This is a genomic window from Sphaerospermopsis sp. FACHB-1194, from assembly GCF_014696235.1.
GTDB lineage: Bacteria > Cyanobacteriota > Cyanobacteriia > Cyanobacteriales > Nostocaceae > Sphaerospermopsis > Sphaerospermopsis kisseleviana.
Map to the genome: position 1 here is coordinate 14,671 of NZ_JACJPU010000028.1, position 16,836 is coordinate 31,506.

The 16,836-nt window shown below is 36.1% G+C and carries 17 protein-coding genes, 1 tRNA gene and 1 pseudogene; 9 read left to right on the plus strand and 10 right to left on the minus strand.

Features of this window, described 5'->3' with window-relative positions; all coding sequences use genetic code 11:
* Positions 1-2: 2 nt before the first annotated feature.
* The 3 genes from H6F45_RS16245 to cysK all read right to left on the minus strand — a co-directional run bounded on the left by H6F45_RS16245 (position 3) and on the right by cysK (position 2,790).
* Positions 3-815 (minus strand): DUF6816 family protein, encoded by an 813-nt coding sequence (locus H6F45_RS16245; protein WP_137668376.1) that lies wholly within the window; start codon positions 813-815, stop codon positions 3-5.
* A gap of 149 nt (positions 816-964) precedes the next feature.
* Positions 965-1,372, minus strand: coding sequence for a ChuX/HutX family heme-like substrate-binding protein (locus H6F45_RS16250; RefSeq protein ID WP_096572113.1), 408 nt, complete (start codon positions 1,370-1,372; stop codon positions 965-967).
* 476 nt (positions 1,373-1,848) lie between these two features.
* A complete protein-coding gene (gene cysK, locus H6F45_RS16255) occupies positions 1,849-2,790 on the minus strand; it encodes a cysteine synthase A (protein WP_190347706.1) in 942 nt (313 codons plus the stop codon).
* A gap of 1,050 nt (positions 2,791-3,840) precedes the next feature.
* Between cysK and H6F45_RS16260 the strand changes: the two genes are divergently transcribed.
* The 7 genes and pseudogenes from H6F45_RS16260 (at position 3,841) to H6F45_RS16290 (ending at position 7,001) form a co-directional block, all read left to right on the plus strand.
* Positions 3,841-4,269: a hypothetical protein gene (locus H6F45_RS16260; RefSeq protein WP_096572115.1), complete on the plus strand. Its 429-nt coding sequence runs from the start codon at positions 3,841-3,843 to the stop codon at positions 4,267-4,269.
* A 197-nt stretch (positions 4,270-4,466) separates the two neighbouring features.
* Positions 4,467-4,730, plus strand: a complete 264-nt coding sequence (locus H6F45_RS16265; RefSeq protein WP_190347708.1) for a hypothetical protein — start codon at positions 4,467-4,469, stop codon at positions 4,728-4,730.
* Between the two features lie 2 nt (positions 4,731-4,732).
* Positions 4,733-5,044: a hypothetical protein gene (locus H6F45_RS16270; RefSeq protein WP_190347710.1), complete on the plus strand. Its 312-nt coding sequence runs from the start codon at positions 4,733-4,735 to the stop codon at positions 5,042-5,044.
* Between the two features lie 335 nt (positions 5,045-5,379).
* Positions 5,380-5,715, plus strand: a complete 336-nt coding sequence (locus H6F45_RS16275) for a hypothetical protein (protein ID WP_137668371.1) — start codon at positions 5,380-5,382, stop codon at positions 5,713-5,715.
* Between the two features lie 7 nt (positions 5,716-5,722).
* Positions 5,723-6,190, plus strand: a pseudogene (locus H6F45_RS16280) (LLM class flavin-dependent oxidoreductase); the annotation flags it as partial.
* Between the two features lie 46 nt (positions 6,191-6,236).
* Positions 6,237-6,608, plus strand: coding sequence for a hypothetical protein (locus tag H6F45_RS16285; protein WP_096572119.1), 372 nt, complete (start codon positions 6,237-6,239; stop codon positions 6,606-6,608).
* Positions 6,609-6,836: 228 nt separating this feature from the next.
* Positions 6,837-7,001: a hypothetical protein gene (locus H6F45_RS16290; protein WP_190347713.1), complete on the plus strand. Its 165-nt coding sequence runs from the start codon at positions 6,837-6,839 to the stop codon at positions 6,999-7,001.
* Between the two features lie 23 nt (positions 7,002-7,024).
* Here the strand turns inward: H6F45_RS16290 and msrB are convergent, their stop codons facing one another.
* The 4 genes from msrB to H6F45_RS16310 all read right to left on the minus strand — a co-directional run bounded on the left by msrB (position 7,025) and on the right by H6F45_RS16310 (position 10,183).
* Positions 7,025-7,519 (minus strand): peptide-methionine (R)-S-oxide reductase MsrB, encoded by a 495-nt coding sequence (gene msrB / locus H6F45_RS16295; RefSeq protein ID WP_190347715.1) that lies wholly within the window; start codon positions 7,517-7,519, stop codon positions 7,025-7,027.
* A gap of 446 nt (positions 7,520-7,965) precedes the next feature.
* The gene (locus H6F45_RS16300) at positions 7,966-8,496 is read right to left on the minus strand and encodes a YdcF family protein (protein WP_096572121.1); all 531 of its coding nucleotides are present in this window, start codon (positions 8,494-8,496) and stop codon (positions 7,966-7,968) included.
* Positions 8,497-8,977: 481 nt separating this feature from the next.
* Positions 8,978-9,051 (minus strand) — tRNA-Arg (locus H6F45_RS16305).
* Positions 9,052-9,085: 34 nt separating this feature from the next.
* Complete coding sequence (locus tag H6F45_RS16310; protein ID WP_190347717.1) at positions 9,086-10,183, minus strand: tocopherol cyclase family protein; 1,098 nt, start codon at positions 10,181-10,183, stop codon at positions 9,086-9,088.
* 1,276 nt (positions 10,184-11,459) lie between these two features.
* Between H6F45_RS16310 and H6F45_RS16315 the strand changes: the two genes are divergently transcribed.
* Both H6F45_RS16315 and H6F45_RS16320 read left to right on the plus strand, forming a co-directional pair.
* On the plus strand, positions 11,460-11,792 hold the full coding sequence (locus tag H6F45_RS16315) for a hypothetical protein (protein WP_190347718.1): 333 nt from the start codon (positions 11,460-11,462) through the stop codon (positions 11,790-11,792).
* 567 nt (positions 11,793-12,359) lie between these two features.
* Positions 12,360-14,168 (plus strand): serine/threonine-protein kinase, encoded by a 1,809-nt coding sequence (locus tag H6F45_RS16320; RefSeq protein ID WP_190347720.1) that lies wholly within the window; start codon positions 12,360-12,362, stop codon positions 14,166-14,168.
* Between the two features lie 316 nt (positions 14,169-14,484).
* Here the strand turns inward: H6F45_RS16320 and H6F45_RS16325 are convergent, their stop codons facing one another.
* The 3 genes from H6F45_RS16325 to H6F45_RS16335 all read right to left on the minus strand — a co-directional run bounded on the left by H6F45_RS16325 (position 14,485) and on the right by H6F45_RS16335 (position 16,795).
* Complete coding sequence (locus tag H6F45_RS16325; protein WP_190347722.1) at positions 14,485-15,303, minus strand: transposase; 819 nt, start codon at positions 15,301-15,303, stop codon at positions 14,485-14,487.
* 383 nt (positions 15,304-15,686) lie between these two features.
* Complete coding sequence (locus H6F45_RS16330; protein ID WP_190347723.1) at positions 15,687-16,262, minus strand: YHS domain-containing (seleno)protein; 576 nt, start codon at positions 16,260-16,262, stop codon at positions 15,687-15,689.
* 83 nt (positions 16,263-16,345) lie between these two features.
* Positions 16,346-16,795 (minus strand): hypothetical protein, encoded by a 450-nt coding sequence (locus tag H6F45_RS16335; protein WP_096572127.1) that lies wholly within the window; start codon positions 16,793-16,795, stop codon positions 16,346-16,348.
* Positions 16,796-16,836: the final 41 nt, after the last annotated feature.

Consider the following 16,836-nt stretch of genomic DNA (forward strand, 5'->3'; position numbering starts at 1 on the left):
AGTTAGCTTTTTTGTATCGGGTAAAATTCCAACCGATAACGATAAAGCGCCACCGGACGAGAACCTGCGGTAAAATAATCAGGATCTTGGGGTGAAAGGTACACAGCAGTCACTTGATCTGCTTCTATTGTTGGGTATAATTTGGGGTCAGATGTGGAAACTAAATGATAAGCTGTGGTAGATTCTACATTGTTAAAATAGGCACGAGAACCACCTTTAAAATATTGTTGAAAAACTTCTGCGCTGATAAATTTACCATCGGGATTTTTTTCGGTTGTGCGTGCGGTGACTACAGAAACTAATTGGCGATCGCCACGAAAAAAGGTAATTTGACGATTAGGAGATTCTGGATCTAATTTAACTGCTAATACAGCATCATCTCCTAAATAAGCTCTGGATAAGTTCAAACTGTTAAATACTCGATCAGCTACTAAAATTAGTGATTGTTGATTTTGTGATTGTTTATTTGTTTTAAAGAAAAGATTGAAACCTGAATTTTGTGGTTTAACTTTCACAAATCTCACTACAAAATTCACAGGTTGATTTAATTGACTGCGATTTGCTTCAAATCCTGGTGTGATAATATCTGGTGCTAAAGGTGCAGCTAAATCTACCAAGGTACTGGTGACATTCCAAGTTCCAGCTATCCAGTCAGGGTAAACTAAATCTCCCTTTGCGGGTTTGACTGATGTTAATTTTTCCCATTGTGTAAAGTTGGCTAATTTTTCGGATAATTCACCTGCTTTAGCTTCTGCATTGGTAAATAAAAAGAGGATGATTAAACAAAGACTTAAAATGGTTTTCAGGAACATAATCAACAACTCAAAAAAATCAATTTAAATTTCAAACATTAAATTTCCAACATTAATCTGATGTTAATCCTGTAAGGGTTTAGCACTGCTAAACCCCTACTTATGAATTTTGATGCAGATAAACGATTTATTGAATCAATCAGTTGCAAAAATTACAAACTTTCTAGCGGTAAAGGTTGCCAAACTTCACCGTATTTCTCCCGTAAAGCCAACCAATTTTCTACCTGTCCCGCTTCATATTCTCCGGGTTTACCCCATTGTAAAAATAGGCTTAATGCAGGTTCTTCTTTTTCATCTAAAAACCGGATAGCGTAGGTTGTAAAATTACCTCTTTTAGCTTCACCTGTTTCAAATTTCACCTTGGTGATTTTATCCATATTCAAATGAAATTCAAATCCTTCGGTGTGCATATTCGCATATTTACCTTTTGGTAATTCTGCATAAAATAGTTTTTCTATTTTTCCTCTAGCTTCTAATACTGCGGCGCTGCTAGTGACTATTAAACGCAAAGTTCCTAAATTTTCGCAAGCTTCCAAAAATTCTTTCAATGTTGTATTCATACGCCTAATGTAAATTACCAAAAAGGATGTCATCTATATTATAGATGTATTTTATACTATATATGATATTTTTGTCTGAATCAGGATTTGCAGGATTTTTGTTTTTATCATAATTTATAAGATTTTAGTCATGAAGATGCAGGATAAATCAGATATCTGAGGAAAGATTAGTGTTGTGAATATTGAATCATTAATTATTTGCAGCATCTTCAACAGCAAAATGAATTTATCTAACTGACAGTAATTAATATTAATACCTGAAATCTATATTTATCAATTATTATATTAATTACAGCAGATTGCAGATTAATCAGGTACAGAATATAACTTGAAACCTAGACAGAAACAGAGTTTTACTCCTGACTCCTGATTCCTGCTGTATCAATTTAAATTACATAATCCTGTGAATCCTTTAATCCTGGAAATCCTGATTCAGACAAAAAACTCAACCCAACCTACAGAATATTGACGAATATTTAACTCATCAAATCTTGAAACATCGCTGTACTTAAATAACGCTCCCCAAAAGAAGGCTGAATCATCACTATTAATTTACCTGCATTTTCTGGCCGTTTACCGATTTTAATTGCTGCACACAAAGCCGCACCAGAAGATATACCTGATAATAACCCTTCTTCTGTTGCTAATTTGCGTCCATATTTCATTGCATCTTCATCATCAACTTGAACCACTTCATCAATTAATTCTGGACGCAAAACATCGGGAATAAAACCAGCACCAATACCTTGAATTTTATGAGAACCAGATTTACCACCAGAAAGCACAGGACTTTTACTAGGTTCAACAGCAATAACTTGAAAATTCGGTTTTCTTTGTTTAATAACTTCCGCTATTCCGGTAATAGTTCCCCCAGTTCCTACCCCAGCAATTAAGATATCAACTTCCCCATCTGTATCAGTCCAAATTTCTTCAGCGGTGGTTTCTCTGTGAATTTTTGGGTTAGCTGGGTTGCGGAATTGTTGCAACATAAAAGCATTGGGAGTATTTAGTACTATTTCCTCTGCTTTATTAATTGCTCCCCGCATTCCTTCAGTACCAGGTGTTAATTCTAAATTAGCACCATAAGCACGCAACATGGCGCGTCTTTCTTGGCTCATGGTTTCTGGCATGGTTAATATTAATTTGTAACCACGGGCGGCTGCTACCATTGCTAAACCAATGCCTGTATTTCCTGAAGTTGGTTCTACTAAAATAGTTTGTCCTGGTGTAATTAAGCCCTCAGCTTCTGCTGAAATTACCATACTTAAAGCAATTCTATCCTTAACAGATGCTGCTGGATTCATACCTTCTAGTTTAACAACTATTCTGGCTAATACTCCCTCAGACTGAGGAATTTTGTTGAGTTGTACTAACGGCGTTCTACCAATAAGTTCTGTTACGTTTTTAGCAATTCGCATTTATTAACCCCTAAAATTATCCTCAGATTATCCTAAGATTATCCTAAAATTGTCAATAATCATTCTATCTCTTTATTCATCATACTCGGTTTTTAGATATTTTTTTGATAGTTGAGTAACATTTATTTTAAGAATTTTATCTATCAACATAATTTTCTTGTAATTCCTCACTTGATCAAAATCCAAAAATATTTTGCCAAAATTTTAATTGGTAAAATTTTAATTGGCAAAATTTTAATTGCTTTTTTGATTTCTTTAGTTTATTTTTAATTCAGTTCCAATTTGTCATGATATACTGTTATTTGAGTACAGAGTTCATCATTAAAAATCATCTTTAAATATCCTCAAGTATTTGCCCATAAAGCTTTACAGTTGAGTACAAAAATCCCCGCACCCCACCTGATAAATGCTAGTACCCCCCATTACAAATACTAGCACCCCTACCCTCAAAAATTTTTATAATTCTTACTAGATAAGACTTACAGCCTTTGAGTACAACTTTAATGATTTTAATAATTTCAATTCTGGTGGGGTAAACTGTGTGCTAGGGAGGCAACTGATATAAACATTTATAGGATTTACGCAGAGATTCCCCTCTACCCCCCGAAATTCCTAGACGCAAGTCTGGTGAACTAGGGGGGACTTCTTAACCATAATTAAATGGTAATCTCTATTCACAAGCGGTTAAATTCTGTCAGTATTATTGATTACTAAATCTAGCATATTTTAGGAGTGGATTGGGATTTTTTATGAATTTTTAATTTCAATTGCTTGATCAACATTTATGAGATTCGCTATTTACATTTGTAACTGATCAAACTGCTGGGTTTAAATTTTAGATTTTAGATTTTAGATTTTAGATTCACAGCAAAATTTAAATATTAGGTATTATCTACCAATTTTATATTTTGAATCTAAAATTACTACATCAAATCTAAAATGTGATAGCTGTTTGAGAAATGGCAATCAGAAGGTGCAGCAATAACCCATAAATTACCTTTAATTAGATTTTATTACTGGGTAATTGTAACCTAGCGAGGTAGAGCAAACATGAAATTAAAAATTTTCAATGTGCTAACAGTTGGTTTGGTTACTTTAGCTGTACTTTCTCCGGGAATAATAGTTTTTAATTTAATTTGGGGACGACATCTAGAGTTAGTTAAGACACAGAATTTATCTTGTGAATTCACGAAAATTAATCAAGGTTATGCTTCTTTTTCTTTCTCAAATCAGAGTGTAAATACTCTGGAATCTCTAACTCAAAAAAAAATACCTGCAAATAATTTTTTTCTCCAACTGCAAATGATTGTTGAACAATATAAAATCGTCACAATTTTGCAATGGTTGGTTTTAGCTACACCTATTTGTATTGGTTTGGGAATCATTGCTTACGATAGATATCTTGTTTATCGTGCTGCTGTTTTCAAAGCGCAAGTAGAAATGTTAGAAAGACTTTGGCAACAAAGTATTGAACAATAAATCGTAAGAAGTCAGGAGTCAGGAGTCAGGAGTCAGGAGTCAGAATATTGTTTTTATGAGGGATCTACTTCAAGCAAGTTTTTCATAAATTATGAATCATGACTCGAAAACTCTAATTAATTGTCAATACTGTATCCTGAATCCTGAAAATAAAGCAATAATTTTCAAGTTTCTTGTTCACCATAAAGTAAATTACCATGTCAGAAGAACGCCAAACTCAGTATTTTAATTTGATTGATGAATTACTCAGATGTCCTAATGGACAAGAACCAGAAGTATTGGAAGCTCAACCCGAATTAGTTGATTCTGGTTTGATACATACAATGCTACAAGTTGCGACTATGTTTGCCCATGAAGGTAATCAAGATGGCGCTCAATTTTTATTTTTTATAGCTAAGGAATTAGCGAAACAATTAGGTTTATATCCTGATATTTCCAATGAGGTTGCAACTCAGGAGTAATAATGCTATTGACTTCAACTGATGCAGGAAAAATAGCTTTAGAATTTCTGTTAGCAGACTGGAACATTGCGGAAGAATACAGAGATTGGTTTACTATCATTAACTCGCGGTTAATGGGTGAATATTGGTACATTGTAGAATTGGGTGTGGAAGGTTTTCCTGATAAATGGTTTATCCAAGTTTATGATACAGGAGCCTGTGACCCAAATTATACATTTATGTCTCCTATCTCTGGTTCTGAAGGATATATGGATTTGAAAAATCTACCAAATATTCTCGCTGATGTTTTAGTCGCTGAACGCAATTCCCGATAAGGTAAGAATTCAGGAGTCAGAATGTTTGATAAATACAGGACTTAGTTCAAAATTTATTTGTGCTATACAGTTCAATAATTTTGAATTAATTATAAATGGTCATTATATTAGAGGTGATGCTTTTTTAAAGTTCACCTCTTTTTGTGATTGGTGACTGGTGACTGGTGACTGGTGACTGGGAAAATACAAATAATTTCTCCCTGACTCCTGACTACTAGAAATTAATATTTTATTTAGAAAAACCTGCTAAATTGTCATGTTTAAATAACAAGATTATGTTATACTAAATAGTAGTGATAGACGCTACAGAAATATCAATCAGAAATATCAGTCAAATGATTGCTGAAGATATCCTAGCTCAAGAATTCACACGAATCTTAGACCATTATTACCCTGACCTTGGGGAAATATTGGAAAATTGTCATGTGAAAGTTATAACCTCTTTTTGGGGACGACCTGCTAGACGCTTTCAATATATAGGAATTTATTGTTCTGATGACATCATGCCATTAGTACAATCACAAAAAGAAATATTGAGGGAAGTAGCAGAAAATATGGGACTTATTCAGGTAGTTTGCATAAATGCTAAAAGATTGCTCCGCGATCCACTATCTAAATTAAGACAGTCGGAACCGCGTTTATGGTTGGATTTGCATTTAGTGGCGGTCTAGAATATAGCCAATCATGAAAATAGGACTTTTCTGCAATATCGCCAGTGTTGATGATGATGTAATTAGATATGCTGCTGACAATTCTTTTGGTTTAATGGGGAGTCCAACTTTTTCTCTTTTGAGATTGAGAAATACTGTCAACATATATCGACAAATCAATAACAGTGGTGCAGATCAATTTCTGTTAGCGCGGTTCTTTTTTGTGACTAAAACTGATGATGAAGCGGTAAATAAAGCCTTACCTTTCATCCATAAATTTAGCCAGAAAACCATAGCTAACTCGACTCAAGTAATGCAGAATAGTCCCCATCCCCAACAATCCTATTATCAAACAAATATCTGTTATGAAATAGATTATTTGCTGGAAAATTGGATAATTGGGGATATTCAAACCTGCCGCGACAAAATCAAGAAATTCCAGGACGAATAAAATCTCAGCACAATAGCACTCAAACCCTCATCTTTATTTCTGTAAAAAAATTTTGAGAGTTTGCAGCGTTACAATCAAGAGGTGCGAAATTATGTCTAAACTGCCGTTACTTCCTCCTGATGATTTACCTCCCGTAGAGGTGACAAAACAGGACGGAATGTTACAAATGGAATTAGAGCAGTCTATTGGCAGATGCTTTTATTACGCTTGCGATCGCATTACCCAAGTCTTGCTATCTAACTGTCATTGGTATATCACCAAAAACGGTAATGCTCTGTTATTAATTATTGACGCTCCTGATATAGTATCTTACTGGCATATAGTCAGCAATATTCCCCAATTTGGTAAAAGTTTAGAACCATTTACCAAAGAAGCAAAAGTTAGAGTTTATCCGCCTTTTGGTAAAGGAATGCCCTTTGAAATTGGCGTAAATGAAATCTCTGCTTATCGAGATTGGTTATAGTTTGGTAATGGGTAATGGGTAATTGGTAATGGGTAATGGGATAAATTATCCTATCTTGTGGGATAGGCATCCTGCCTGTCCTTTATTTATGATTAGCCAGGGTAGGGTTTGCTGAATAAACCTAAAACCTTGATATATCAAAGGTTAGAGGCTGATAAACACAGAAATTAGTGCAAGGGTTTTGAAGGGTATACCGGAAAAAGTGTGCATTTTTGGGGATTTCAAGAGATGGCAAAGAAATTTTCAAATCTCCTCCTGACTCCTGACTCCTATGCCCTCACGGAAAGACTTTCTCAGCAACCCCTATTTATGATTAGCGGGCAAGATGCCCGCACCACCAGAAGAAATCAGGAAATGTTGAGATATTTTCTGATGTTGAACTTCCTCAACTGATAACTGATAACTGATAAATGAATTTAAGCTGGTTCAAACTTCAATGAAACACCGTTCATACAGTAACGTAAACCAGTGGGTTTGGGTCCATCGTTAAATACATGGCCTAAATGTCCACCACAACGGCTACAATGAACTTCAGTTCTGGTCATGAAAAAAGAACGATCTACAGTAGTAGCGATCGCCCCATCAATAGGTTTAAAAAAGCTAGGCCAACCAGTACCACTGTTATACTTAGTGTCTGAAATAAACAAAGGCTGTCCACACCCAGCACAAACATAAGTACCAGGTTCATAATTTTTGTCTAAAGGACTGGTATGAGGTCGTTCTGTACCATGTTTTCGCAACACCTGAAACTGTTCCGGCGTTAAAATAGACTTCCATTCCTCTTCAGCTTTGGTGACTTCAAATTGTGTATCCGCAGATGCCATAGGTTCTGAACTCCCAGTTATATACCGTGAAAAAAAGGCTGTACCGACTAAGACGGCACTAATTTGTAAAAAATGGCGTTTGTCCATAGATATATTATTGGCATAGTCAGAAGGGAACAGGAAACTGGGGACTGGGGACTGGGGACTGGTGACTGGGGACTGGGGACTGGGGACTGGGGAAGAAAATTTTAGATTTTAGATTTTAGATTTTAGATTTTAGATTTTAGATTTTAGATTGGAGTTAGGGGTTGCCGAGAAAGTCTTTTCGTGTTCGCGCAGCGTGACGTAAGTTATGGGAATAGGAGTCAGGAATCGTAGGGGCGAAGCATTCGGAAAATAACCTGTGATCAAAATTGAGAATTGATCGCCCGAATGCTTCGCCCTTACAGGAAAATAACCTGTGATCAAAATTGAGAATTGATCGCCCGAATGCTTCGCCCTTACAGGAAAATAACCTGTGATCAAAATTGAGAATTGATCGCCCGAATGCTGATGCTTCCAGCACGCTTCGCGAACGCCCTCATTAATAAAGGTTAGCGTTTAGTTTGAGCTTGCTCTGCTCCTGTATAACCAGTTACTAGCCATAGTATAGCTCTAACTCCATCGCGGATAGCTTTTTCGATAGGTTCTGGTGCAGTTTTTGAGGGAACAGATACCGCCTTAAATTCAATACCTCGACTACCCAAAACAATCTCACCAATTACACAAGCACGGCGCATATGAAAATCAGAAGTAATTAAATAAACGCTTTTGATACCCCTTGCTTGCAAATCATCTACCAACGTAGTAAAATTAGTAACTGTATCAACAGCCTCATAATCTAAATATAAACGCTTAGGATTAATTCCAGCTTTAACAAAGATTTCTTTCGTATAGCTAGGTGGACTACCACCAGTAATCCATATTGGTATATTGGGATGCTTTTTGGCAAATTCAGCGGTAAACTTCTCCCTTTCTAAACGTTTAGTAGAACCGCCCAAAACTAAGACTGCTTGTGGATGTACAAACTGATTTTGTATTTCTTTGTATCCCCACCATATAAACAGGGGTAGGATAAAAGACATAAACCGCAAAGATTTACCTTTAAACAATAGCTTTTTCAAGGCTGTGTAAGTGTGTTTGCGAACATCAAAATTTTATCTAAAAAATTTTATCTCAAAAATTTTATCTAAAAATTATTTACAGCTATTTTCAGGTAAATAAACCACATTTTGATTTAGGTTTCGCGTCAACAATGTAAGGGCGTTCGCGAAGCGTGCTGGAAGCATCAGCATTCGGACAATTAATTATCGGTTTTTACCTAAGACTATCATCCGAATGCTTCGCCCTGACTGTGGTCTAAAGACATGAAAACTGCTGTAGATTAAGAAATTTGGGCAAAATAAACCCAAATCAGAACTTGGTAGATGCTTATGTATAAAAGTATGTATCCACGATATAAATAGGGTCGCTCTCTTCAATGCACTATCCTAACTTATATTAGACAATTTATCATAGGGGTTAAGACCCATTAATTGTTCAACTTTGTAGTTTAATGTAAATATACGGGACTGGTGCGACTTGAACGCACGGCCTGTCGCTTAGGAGGCGACCGCTCTATCCAACTGAGCTACAGCCCCAAATAAACAAACATCTACAATGATAGCAGTAGATTTAGTCAGAGTGCCAACTATTCTCCCAACTACCACCACCTATTTCTAAACCACAAAGATTACTCTGTGCTTTGAAAGTGATTTGAGTTTTACAACTACTGAATTTTCGCAGTGTTAAGTCTAGCTTACCTTGCATTGTATCCCGGCAACAAATCGCTAAACCATTGCTGGTGGGTGCGCGTAGGGGTGTACCTGGTAAATCAGTAGTTCCTGTTAATTCCACCTCATAATGAGAATTTCTGGCTTGCATTTGCCATTTACCCCAAGGCTGAATTTGCCAGCTTACTTGTGAGTTCCAGGGAACAAATTCATAAAACTGCCCTTGATAATGAATACCAATCATGGCTACTGATTCCATCCACCATAATACACCACGTCTGCCACCACCAGCAGTTAAAGCTAAATCGGGTTCGTTGTCAAAACAATTACAATTAAGCCAAAACCATTTTTGAGGAAACGCACCACCCCAATTTTTTTCCCCGTAGGCTGGGGCGTTGGTAAATTCGTAAATTTTACCATTCCAATCTATCCAACCGGTGGCTAAACCGTGAGCCATTAAAATTTGCCAACCTGGTTCAAAAATCTGTGAAAAAGACAACCAGCCAGCGGTTGATTGCTGGATACTATTTTGATTACCCCATCCGTAAACAGGTTTGATTTCATACTGCCAACGGCAGTAATTACCCGTAGCAGGATCGGTGATTATGCCTTGATTTAAAGTAGCTGTAGCTTGATAACCTTCTTGAATATGGTGTGTAAAGTCACGGGGTAGGAGATAGTGAGGAGAAACTTTTAAGTTTGTTTTTCCCCAATGTCCTAAAGCTAACACATCTCGACTCGCCCAGAATTTGTTGACATCGGGAAATGTGCGACACAAATATTCATCATCTGGACCCAGGACTTGAGCAGCACCACCGCTATCAGGTTTCCCACCAATAGGATCTTCCATGGAATACATAAAAGCGAAGGTTTGCCCAATTTCCGGTAATGTAACGCGATAATACCAACCTTCAAAAAAACGGCGACTTGTACCGTCCCAGTGGTAGCCGCTGTGAGGTGTTTGGGTTGAGTTGAGGAAGTTTTTGGGAATAATCAGCATAAATACAGTATACAGAAATCCTATTTGATTTTTGCGAAGTTGGGCAAACCTTGATCAATTGAAAATTGACAATTTTTTCATTCAAGGCTTCCGCCGTGAGCGTCAGCCGATAGCGTAGCGTGGCGTTAGCCATACGGTTTAAAACCTTCCCTTGCAAGGGGAAAAATAAAAAATTCGCTTTTTCAAAGTTCCTTGTTTCCTATTCCCTAGTCCCTAAATTTTAAGCAATATTTCACAATTATTGCGAGATATTACAGAAAATCAACTTTAGTAAATATATCACACACATTCAAAAATTCATGCTAGATTATTTTCATGGTACAGAAAGGTTAAAAATTCAAACAAAAACAACTGAATTAGAGCCTGTACCTCCTGCTCTAATGTCATCGCAATCACGGTTAGGTTGTGGCTTCCAAGTGTTTTAGCCTTGATTTCATCGAGTTGTAATTGGAGGTTTTGAAACGCATAGCCAGAAATGCCTGCCTAGTTAGAATGAAGGATGCACAATTCTGATTGGTAGATTGCGAATCGGGTCCACCTTAGTTGATGTAGTAAATTCGGATTTTCCCATTTTTTTGAATTATTTAGTTACAAACAAACCACTGTAATTTGCTGATGTCTCTCTGTCGCAACTTACGGTGGTTTATGGTTTGGGTAGCTTTCAATAATTGACAATTAACAATGAAGAATTGACAATTACCGCTTTGGTTAAAGTCAGAGGATTGAAAAAGCGGAATTTTTGAGAAAGCAGTGACGATTCATTTACAGCATATTTCATTTTAGTGAGGTACAAACGGAAATCATAAAACCCTTGTGGAACAGGCATCCTGCCTGTTAGCCTTGTACCTCATAACTTAGGAAACGGCTGTATTAGATGCGATCGCTACCATTGCGATTTTTACCCAAAATCCCCAATAGACCTCTCCACAATAGAATCTATTAATTTGTAATAAGCTGATGTGCAGCTAAACTGTATAATCAAAAAACCTGAAGTTACAGTAGCACAAGCATCTTGCTTGTATTAATTATTCAAGTTAAAGGCATAACAGCTTATGTTGTAGGGGCGAAGCTTATGGGCGATAATTTAACGGAAAAATCAGACATCTAGATATCCCATAAGCTTCACCCTGCCCCATAAATAAGTTCCATAATTTCTTTTCTGGAGAAGTCTAATAATTCTATTTTGCATCATCATGCAAGCTGTTTAATCTAAAAATATAGTTAAATATAGTTAAATATAGTTAAATATAGTTGTTTCTGTGCAGGGGAAGAAAAAATGAGGGTTTGGCTTGCCTGTTTCTTTGTATTATTTGCTTTGGCAGAATTTTTTGACTGGGTGAAACAATTATCTCTACCATTACCTATCTATATTTTAGGCGGAGCATTCTTAGCGGTTGTTTCCAATTACGATAAAATAGTCGGTTCTTATTTCAGTGATGTACAAGCAGAAATATTACCAGAACCATCGCATTTAGAAGCATCAACTCCATCAACTCCAACTCCATCAACTCCAATTTCATCAACCATTTCATCAACCATTTCATCAACTCCTGTTGCTGTCACAATGTTAACTCCTATGGAAGAAGTTAACAAACCCTCACAGGAATAAATAAGAACATTCTATACAATAGACATCTCCAAAATAGAATGTATTAATTTGTCATAAGTTGAAACTAGGGGCGAAACTTATGGGCAATAATTTAACGGAAAAATCAGACATCTAGATATCCCATAAGCTTCAAGGATTTGTTGTTTTTATACAATAGACTTCTCCGAAAAAGATGTAGGGACAATTCATGAACTGTCCCTACGAATGGGTTTCAGGTTATGCACATTTCATGACCGGAGATGTCTAATAGATTGTTTAAGTAGAAAATTTCATTAACCGAACAGTATTGCGTTGTATGCAACGTCTCTACATTTTTTACGGAGATGTCTATTTCTTATCAAAAAATAAACAACCAATTTATTAGGCTTTGGGGATTTCATTACCTGTTAGGTGAGTTCGTAGTTTGTAGGTTGGGTTGAGGTACGAAACCCAACATCGTCAGGTTGCGCTGTTGCTGAACCCGACCTACTTGTACTGACTTTTGTGATTTAAATAAGAGTTCACAATTACTGCTATTATAATACTTGAGGTGTTAGATCAAGAATGCGGTAAACCAGGGGTAAGAAAATGACGGGGAATCAAGAACCACTGCCGATTTTACAGGGAAAAATTTTACAGGGAAAAAGAGGAAGATACAAAATTATCGAACGTATAGGAAAAGGGGGTTTTGGATATACTTTTCTCGCTGAGGATTTGAATCCGCCAGTAGAAAAACTCTATTGTGTTGTTAAGCAATTACGAATGGATCTTTATGATGATCCTAAAACTGTTGCAGGGATCAAAGAAGCCTTTGAAAAGGAGGCTAAGGCTTTGCAAAGATTAGGGGGAGGTAACATTCCTTCCTTGTATGATTATTTTTCCATAACTGTACCTGACCCTCTACTGCATATTCCACAAGAGTTTAATTTTCTGGTTCAACAATATATTGAAGGAAAGGATCTTGGTGAAGAACTAAAACAACAAGGACTTTTCTCAGAAACAAAAGTTTTGGATTTATTAAAAAATATTTTACCAGTTTTAAAATTTATCCATAATAAGAAAGTTATTCATCGGGATATTAAACCCCAGAATATTATCCGTTCTACAGAAGAAGAGAACAAATTTTATTTAATAGATTTTGGAGCAGTAAAACAAGTAATTCAAGGTGATATTGACACTAATGAAACATCTATTGTCTTTGGAGATGATAATTATGCTCCTCCAGAACAAAGATCCCGTAAACAAGTTAATGCTTCCAGTGATTTATATGCTTTGGCTGCTACTTGTGTGCGATTATTGACAGGTGAATCTCACAGAGATTCCCGCGATGTCAAGAATCTTTGGAATTGGCGAAAATATCCCCATATTAGTGAACCTTTAGGTAAGATATTAAGGCGTATGCTCCGAGAAGACCCTTATTATAGATACCAGTCAGCAACGGAAGTCATAGAAGCTTTGGAGGAAATCAAGCCTCTGAATAAACCTGATGAGTCTTCTACAGATACAGAAATCGATCCTAGTGATGATACGAAAGGAGTTATCAATCCTCGGATAGTAACTGAAGTCATAGAACCTGCTGATAAGCATTCTAAAGGTAAAAAAATCAATTCTAAAGATGATACAAAAGTTATCAATCCTCATCAATTCGATCCTAATCCATTCCCTAAATTTTTTATTATTATTATCGGTGGAATTATTTTGTCTTCTACTGTGTTTTTAGCTTATCCAATTATCATAAATTCAGGAGGAAAACAAACGACAAATAGAGTTCAGGAAATAGCCACGGAAAAATTACCGGATTTACCTGATAATCCTACTCCTACAACGCAATCTACACCTCAAGAACCTGTTGATTCCGCTGCAACACCTCAAGGTGAACCTGCTGATTCTGCTACAACACCTCAAGGTGAACCTGCTGATTCTGCTACAACACCTCAAGGTGAACCTGCTGATTCTGCTACAACGGAATCTACACCTGTTATATTTCAAAATTTAGAAGCATTATTAAAAGCAGGAAAATGGCGAGATGCAGATTTAGAAACTTGGAACTTGATGCTAAAGTTAACTAAACGAGAACAGGAAGGATTTTTAAGAATTGAAGATGTGAAAAATTTTCCCAGACAGGAATTGCGGAAAATGGATCAATTATGGGTAAAATATAGCAATGGTAAGTTTGGCTTTTCTGTACAAAAGCAAATTTGGCTGGAGTTGGGTGGTAAGTTAGATGGAGAACCTGACTGGGATACTTATCAAAAGTTAGGCGATCGCGTTGGTTGGAGAAAAAATGGTGATTGGCTCAGTCACGTTAGTTACACCTTTAGTACAAATGCACCAACAGGACACCTGCCGGCGGGGGTTTTGGGTGGTTTGGGGTGGGGATGGGTAGGGTGGAAGTAGGGGTACTCTTTTCTCTTCTCTAGACTATAACCCATAAGCGTTATACAAGATTATAAGTATTTCTTATCAAGAAGTAAATAACCGATTTATTAGGCTTTGGGGATTTCATTACCTGTTAGGCAGTTGGTGTAGTATACCTGTAGTAAATTTGTGGGTTGGTATGAGTAAAAAACCTAACATAAACGTCAGGTTGCGCTGTTGCTTAACCCGACCTACAAAACATAGATAAAGTATTACCTGATACAGAAATAATTGATTAAATAGGGATATAGACACACTCACACCTAAAAACCCCAGAAAAACCCCAAATAGGTTGTCAATAATAGGAATAATTTTGCAAAAACTCTCCAACATGATGAGGATTGTAACAATTAGCAAAGATAAACTTTTCCGCAATTTTGATTATTTCAGGATTATTTTCTCGCCAAACTTCATATAATCTCTTAGCATCTTCATCTGTTTGCTGTTGTTGACTTTTTTGGTGATTTTTCTGATTTTTCTGATTTTTCTGATTTTTCTTTTTTTTATTTGTTAATTTAGGTAATAATTTATCCCCCCAATAAAATTTTTTACCTTTTTTCTCTTGAGATTTATATTGATGACAAAATTTCTTATATTTACGACTACATTCTTCTAGATCTTCTCCTAAAGCTAAAAAAGCAGGGTGCCAAGTGGTAATTCCATCATCACCTAACCTTTCATAAACTCCATAATTACTAAAATCATAGAAAAAACCATTTTGCATACCAGCAGCTTGGGGATTAGCATGAATATATCTGATAGTATTTAAAGCTCTGGTTTTATCATTGTTAGAAAAACTTGTACTATGGTATCTTTTTTCCCAAAAATGTCCACATCTATTTAACATTCTATTAAAACACATAGCAGAATACCAGTTAATATAGTGCATGATTTTCGGTATTTCTTCTGCTTCTTTTGGTTCAATTAAATAATGAATATGATTACTCATAATACAGACACTATAGAGTTTAAAACTATATTTCTCTATGGCTTTTTTAATCACATATAGAAATATTTGACGACATTCTAAACGGGTTAAGCGAAATTCTCTATTGTTACAGCGAACTGTAATATGATAGGAATAGTTACAATGTGATTGAGTTTGTGATGACATGAAAAGTAATAAAATACAAGCAAGATGCTTGTGCTACTGTAACTTCAGGTTTTTTGATTATACAGTTTAGCTGCACATCAGCTTATGAGTAATTCATAAATTACCCTTTCCTAATGATCAGATTTTAAGATCCCAACATATATAATATACCCAATAGATATCTCCAGAAAAGAAATTATGGAACTTATTTATGGGGGCAGGTCGAAGCATTTGGGATATATAGATGTCTGATTTTTCCGTTAAATTATCGCCCATAAGCTTCGCCCCTACAACTTATGACAAATTAATACATTATTAATACATTATATTTTGGAGAGGTCTAATATACCCAGAACCCCGACTTCTTTAAGAAGTCGGGGATCTAAAGTAGGACTAAATACTCATTAACGACGAAGTTTTTTGGCTATATCTGGCCACTTTTGATCACCTTTTTGAATATTTCCAGGAATGTCTTTTTCCCAGCGTTTTTGAGTGTCTAAATTAACATTTAAGTACAGCTTACCGTCCACAATTTTCCAGGCATTAGGATCAATAGGTGCAGTATATCCTCTACTGACAGCCCAAGCACAAAATCCTCCATATTGAGGAGCGTATTTTTCAGGATTTTTAATAAATAAATCGCGGTTTTCGGCTGTGGAAAATCGCCAATTTACATCCTGCCATTTGTGGGTAAAATTACTATTACCTGGAATTGCCTTTGCTTGTTGAAAATAAGCAACGGCATCAAAACCTTTTAAAACAAAAGAGTCTTGGACATTGAACACTTTACTAGCGAGTTTTAAAGGGGCATTAGCGGGGATATTTTGCCCTTGAATAGCATTTGGATCAAAATTACTATTATCAGTAGGTTTAAGGCTGGAAGTTAGGGTTGTCTTATTAGACTGAGAACTACAACCTGAGGCTAATCCTACTATGAATATTGAGGATGTGACAAAAGCGAGAAAGTGCCGGTGATTCATAGAAATGTTTATTTTTTTGATGACAGTATTAGAAATTTGTGACGAAAGCGAGAAAGTGCCGATCATTCATATATCATCAATCCCTAAGAAATTCTCGGCCATTTACCTATCCATTCGCCACCGCGAAAACGCCACCGGGGAAATAATAACCGCATAACTACCCAAGCAGATAAATAAACTGCTAACCAAACTAAACCATAATGTTGAATAAATCTGGTTAGGTGAAATTCGGTTTTAGGAATATGAGGTAAACCGATATTGGCAATGATTAAACCTAGAAATACCCCTTCTATAACTCCTGCATAAAGTTGAAATATTCCGGGCCAGTCGTGGTCCCAGAGATATTTTTGCAGAAAATCGTATAGGATATCCCAGGCCATGCCAAATAAACCTACATAAAACACAACCCAAAAGTAAACTAAATTGGAAGCAATGCCTAAATATCCTTGATAAAAAAGCAGGGAAACTAACATTCCCACTGTTGCTAATAAAAAAATTCGCGTTTGCCAACGTCCGAATAAAGTTGGAGTCATAATGTTGTTAGAAGTGTGGTTAAAGTGTGGTTAGAAATGCT

What these genes read in the sequence shown, in the direction of transcription:
- msrB (WP_190347715.1), bottom strand. Translation starts at nt 7,519, where the DNA reads ATGGACAAACGCCATTTTTTACAAATTAGTGCCGTCTTAGTCGGTACA.
- cysK (WP_190347706.1), bottom strand. Translation starts at nt 2,790, where the DNA reads ATGCGAATTGCTAAAAACGTAACAGAACTTATTGGTAGAACGCCGTTA.
- H6F45_RS16250 (WP_096572113.1), bottom strand. Translation starts at nt 1,372, where the DNA reads ATGAATACAACATTGAAAGAATTTTTGGAAGCTTGCGAAAATTTAGGA.
- H6F45_RS16275 (WP_137668371.1), top strand. Translation starts at nt 5,380, where the DNA reads ATGATTGCTGAAGATATCCTAGCTCAAGAATTCACACGAATCTTAGAC.
- H6F45_RS16285 (WP_096572119.1), top strand. Translation starts at nt 6,237, where the DNA reads ATGTCTAAACTGCCGTTACTTCCTCCTGATGATTTACCTCCCGTAGAG.
- H6F45_RS16265 (WP_190347708.1), top strand. Translation starts at nt 4,467, where the DNA reads ATGTCAGAAGAACGCCAAACTCAGTATTTTAATTTGATTGATGAATTA.
- H6F45_RS16315 (WP_190347718.1), top strand. Translation starts at nt 11,460, where the DNA reads ATGAGGGTTTGGCTTGCCTGTTTCTTTGTATTATTTGCTTTGGCAGAA.
- H6F45_RS16310 (WP_190347717.1), bottom strand. Translation starts at nt 10,183, where the DNA reads ATGCTGATTATTCCCAAAAACTTCCTCAACTCAACCCAAACACCTCAC.
- H6F45_RS16290 (WP_190347713.1), top strand. Translation starts at nt 6,837, where the DNA reads ATGGCAAAGAAATTTTCAAATCTCCTCCTGACTCCTGACTCCTATGCC.
- H6F45_RS16260 (WP_096572115.1), top strand. Translation starts at nt 3,841, where the DNA reads ATGAAATTAAAAATTTTCAATGTGCTAACAGTTGGTTTGGTTACTTTA.
- H6F45_RS16335 (WP_096572127.1), bottom strand. Translation starts at nt 16,795, where the DNA reads ATGACTCCAACTTTATTCGGACGTTGGCAAACGCGAATTTTTTTATTA.
- H6F45_RS16320 (WP_190347720.1), top strand. Translation starts at nt 12,360, where the DNA reads ATGACGGGGAATCAAGAACCACTGCCGATTTTACAGGGAAAAATTTTA.
- H6F45_RS16270 (WP_190347710.1), top strand. Translation starts at nt 4,733, where the DNA reads ATGCTATTGACTTCAACTGATGCAGGAAAAATAGCTTTAGAATTTCTG.
- H6F45_RS16300 (WP_096572121.1), bottom strand. Translation starts at nt 8,496, where the DNA reads ATGTCTTTTATCCTACCCCTGTTTATATGGTGGGGATACAAAGAAATA.
- H6F45_RS16325 (WP_190347722.1), bottom strand. Translation starts at nt 15,303, where the DNA reads ATGTCATCACAAACTCAATCACATTGTAACTATTCCTATCATATTACA.
- H6F45_RS16330 (WP_190347723.1), bottom strand. Translation starts at nt 16,262, where the DNA reads ATGAATCACCGGCACTTTCTCGCTTTTGTCACATCCTCAATATTCATA.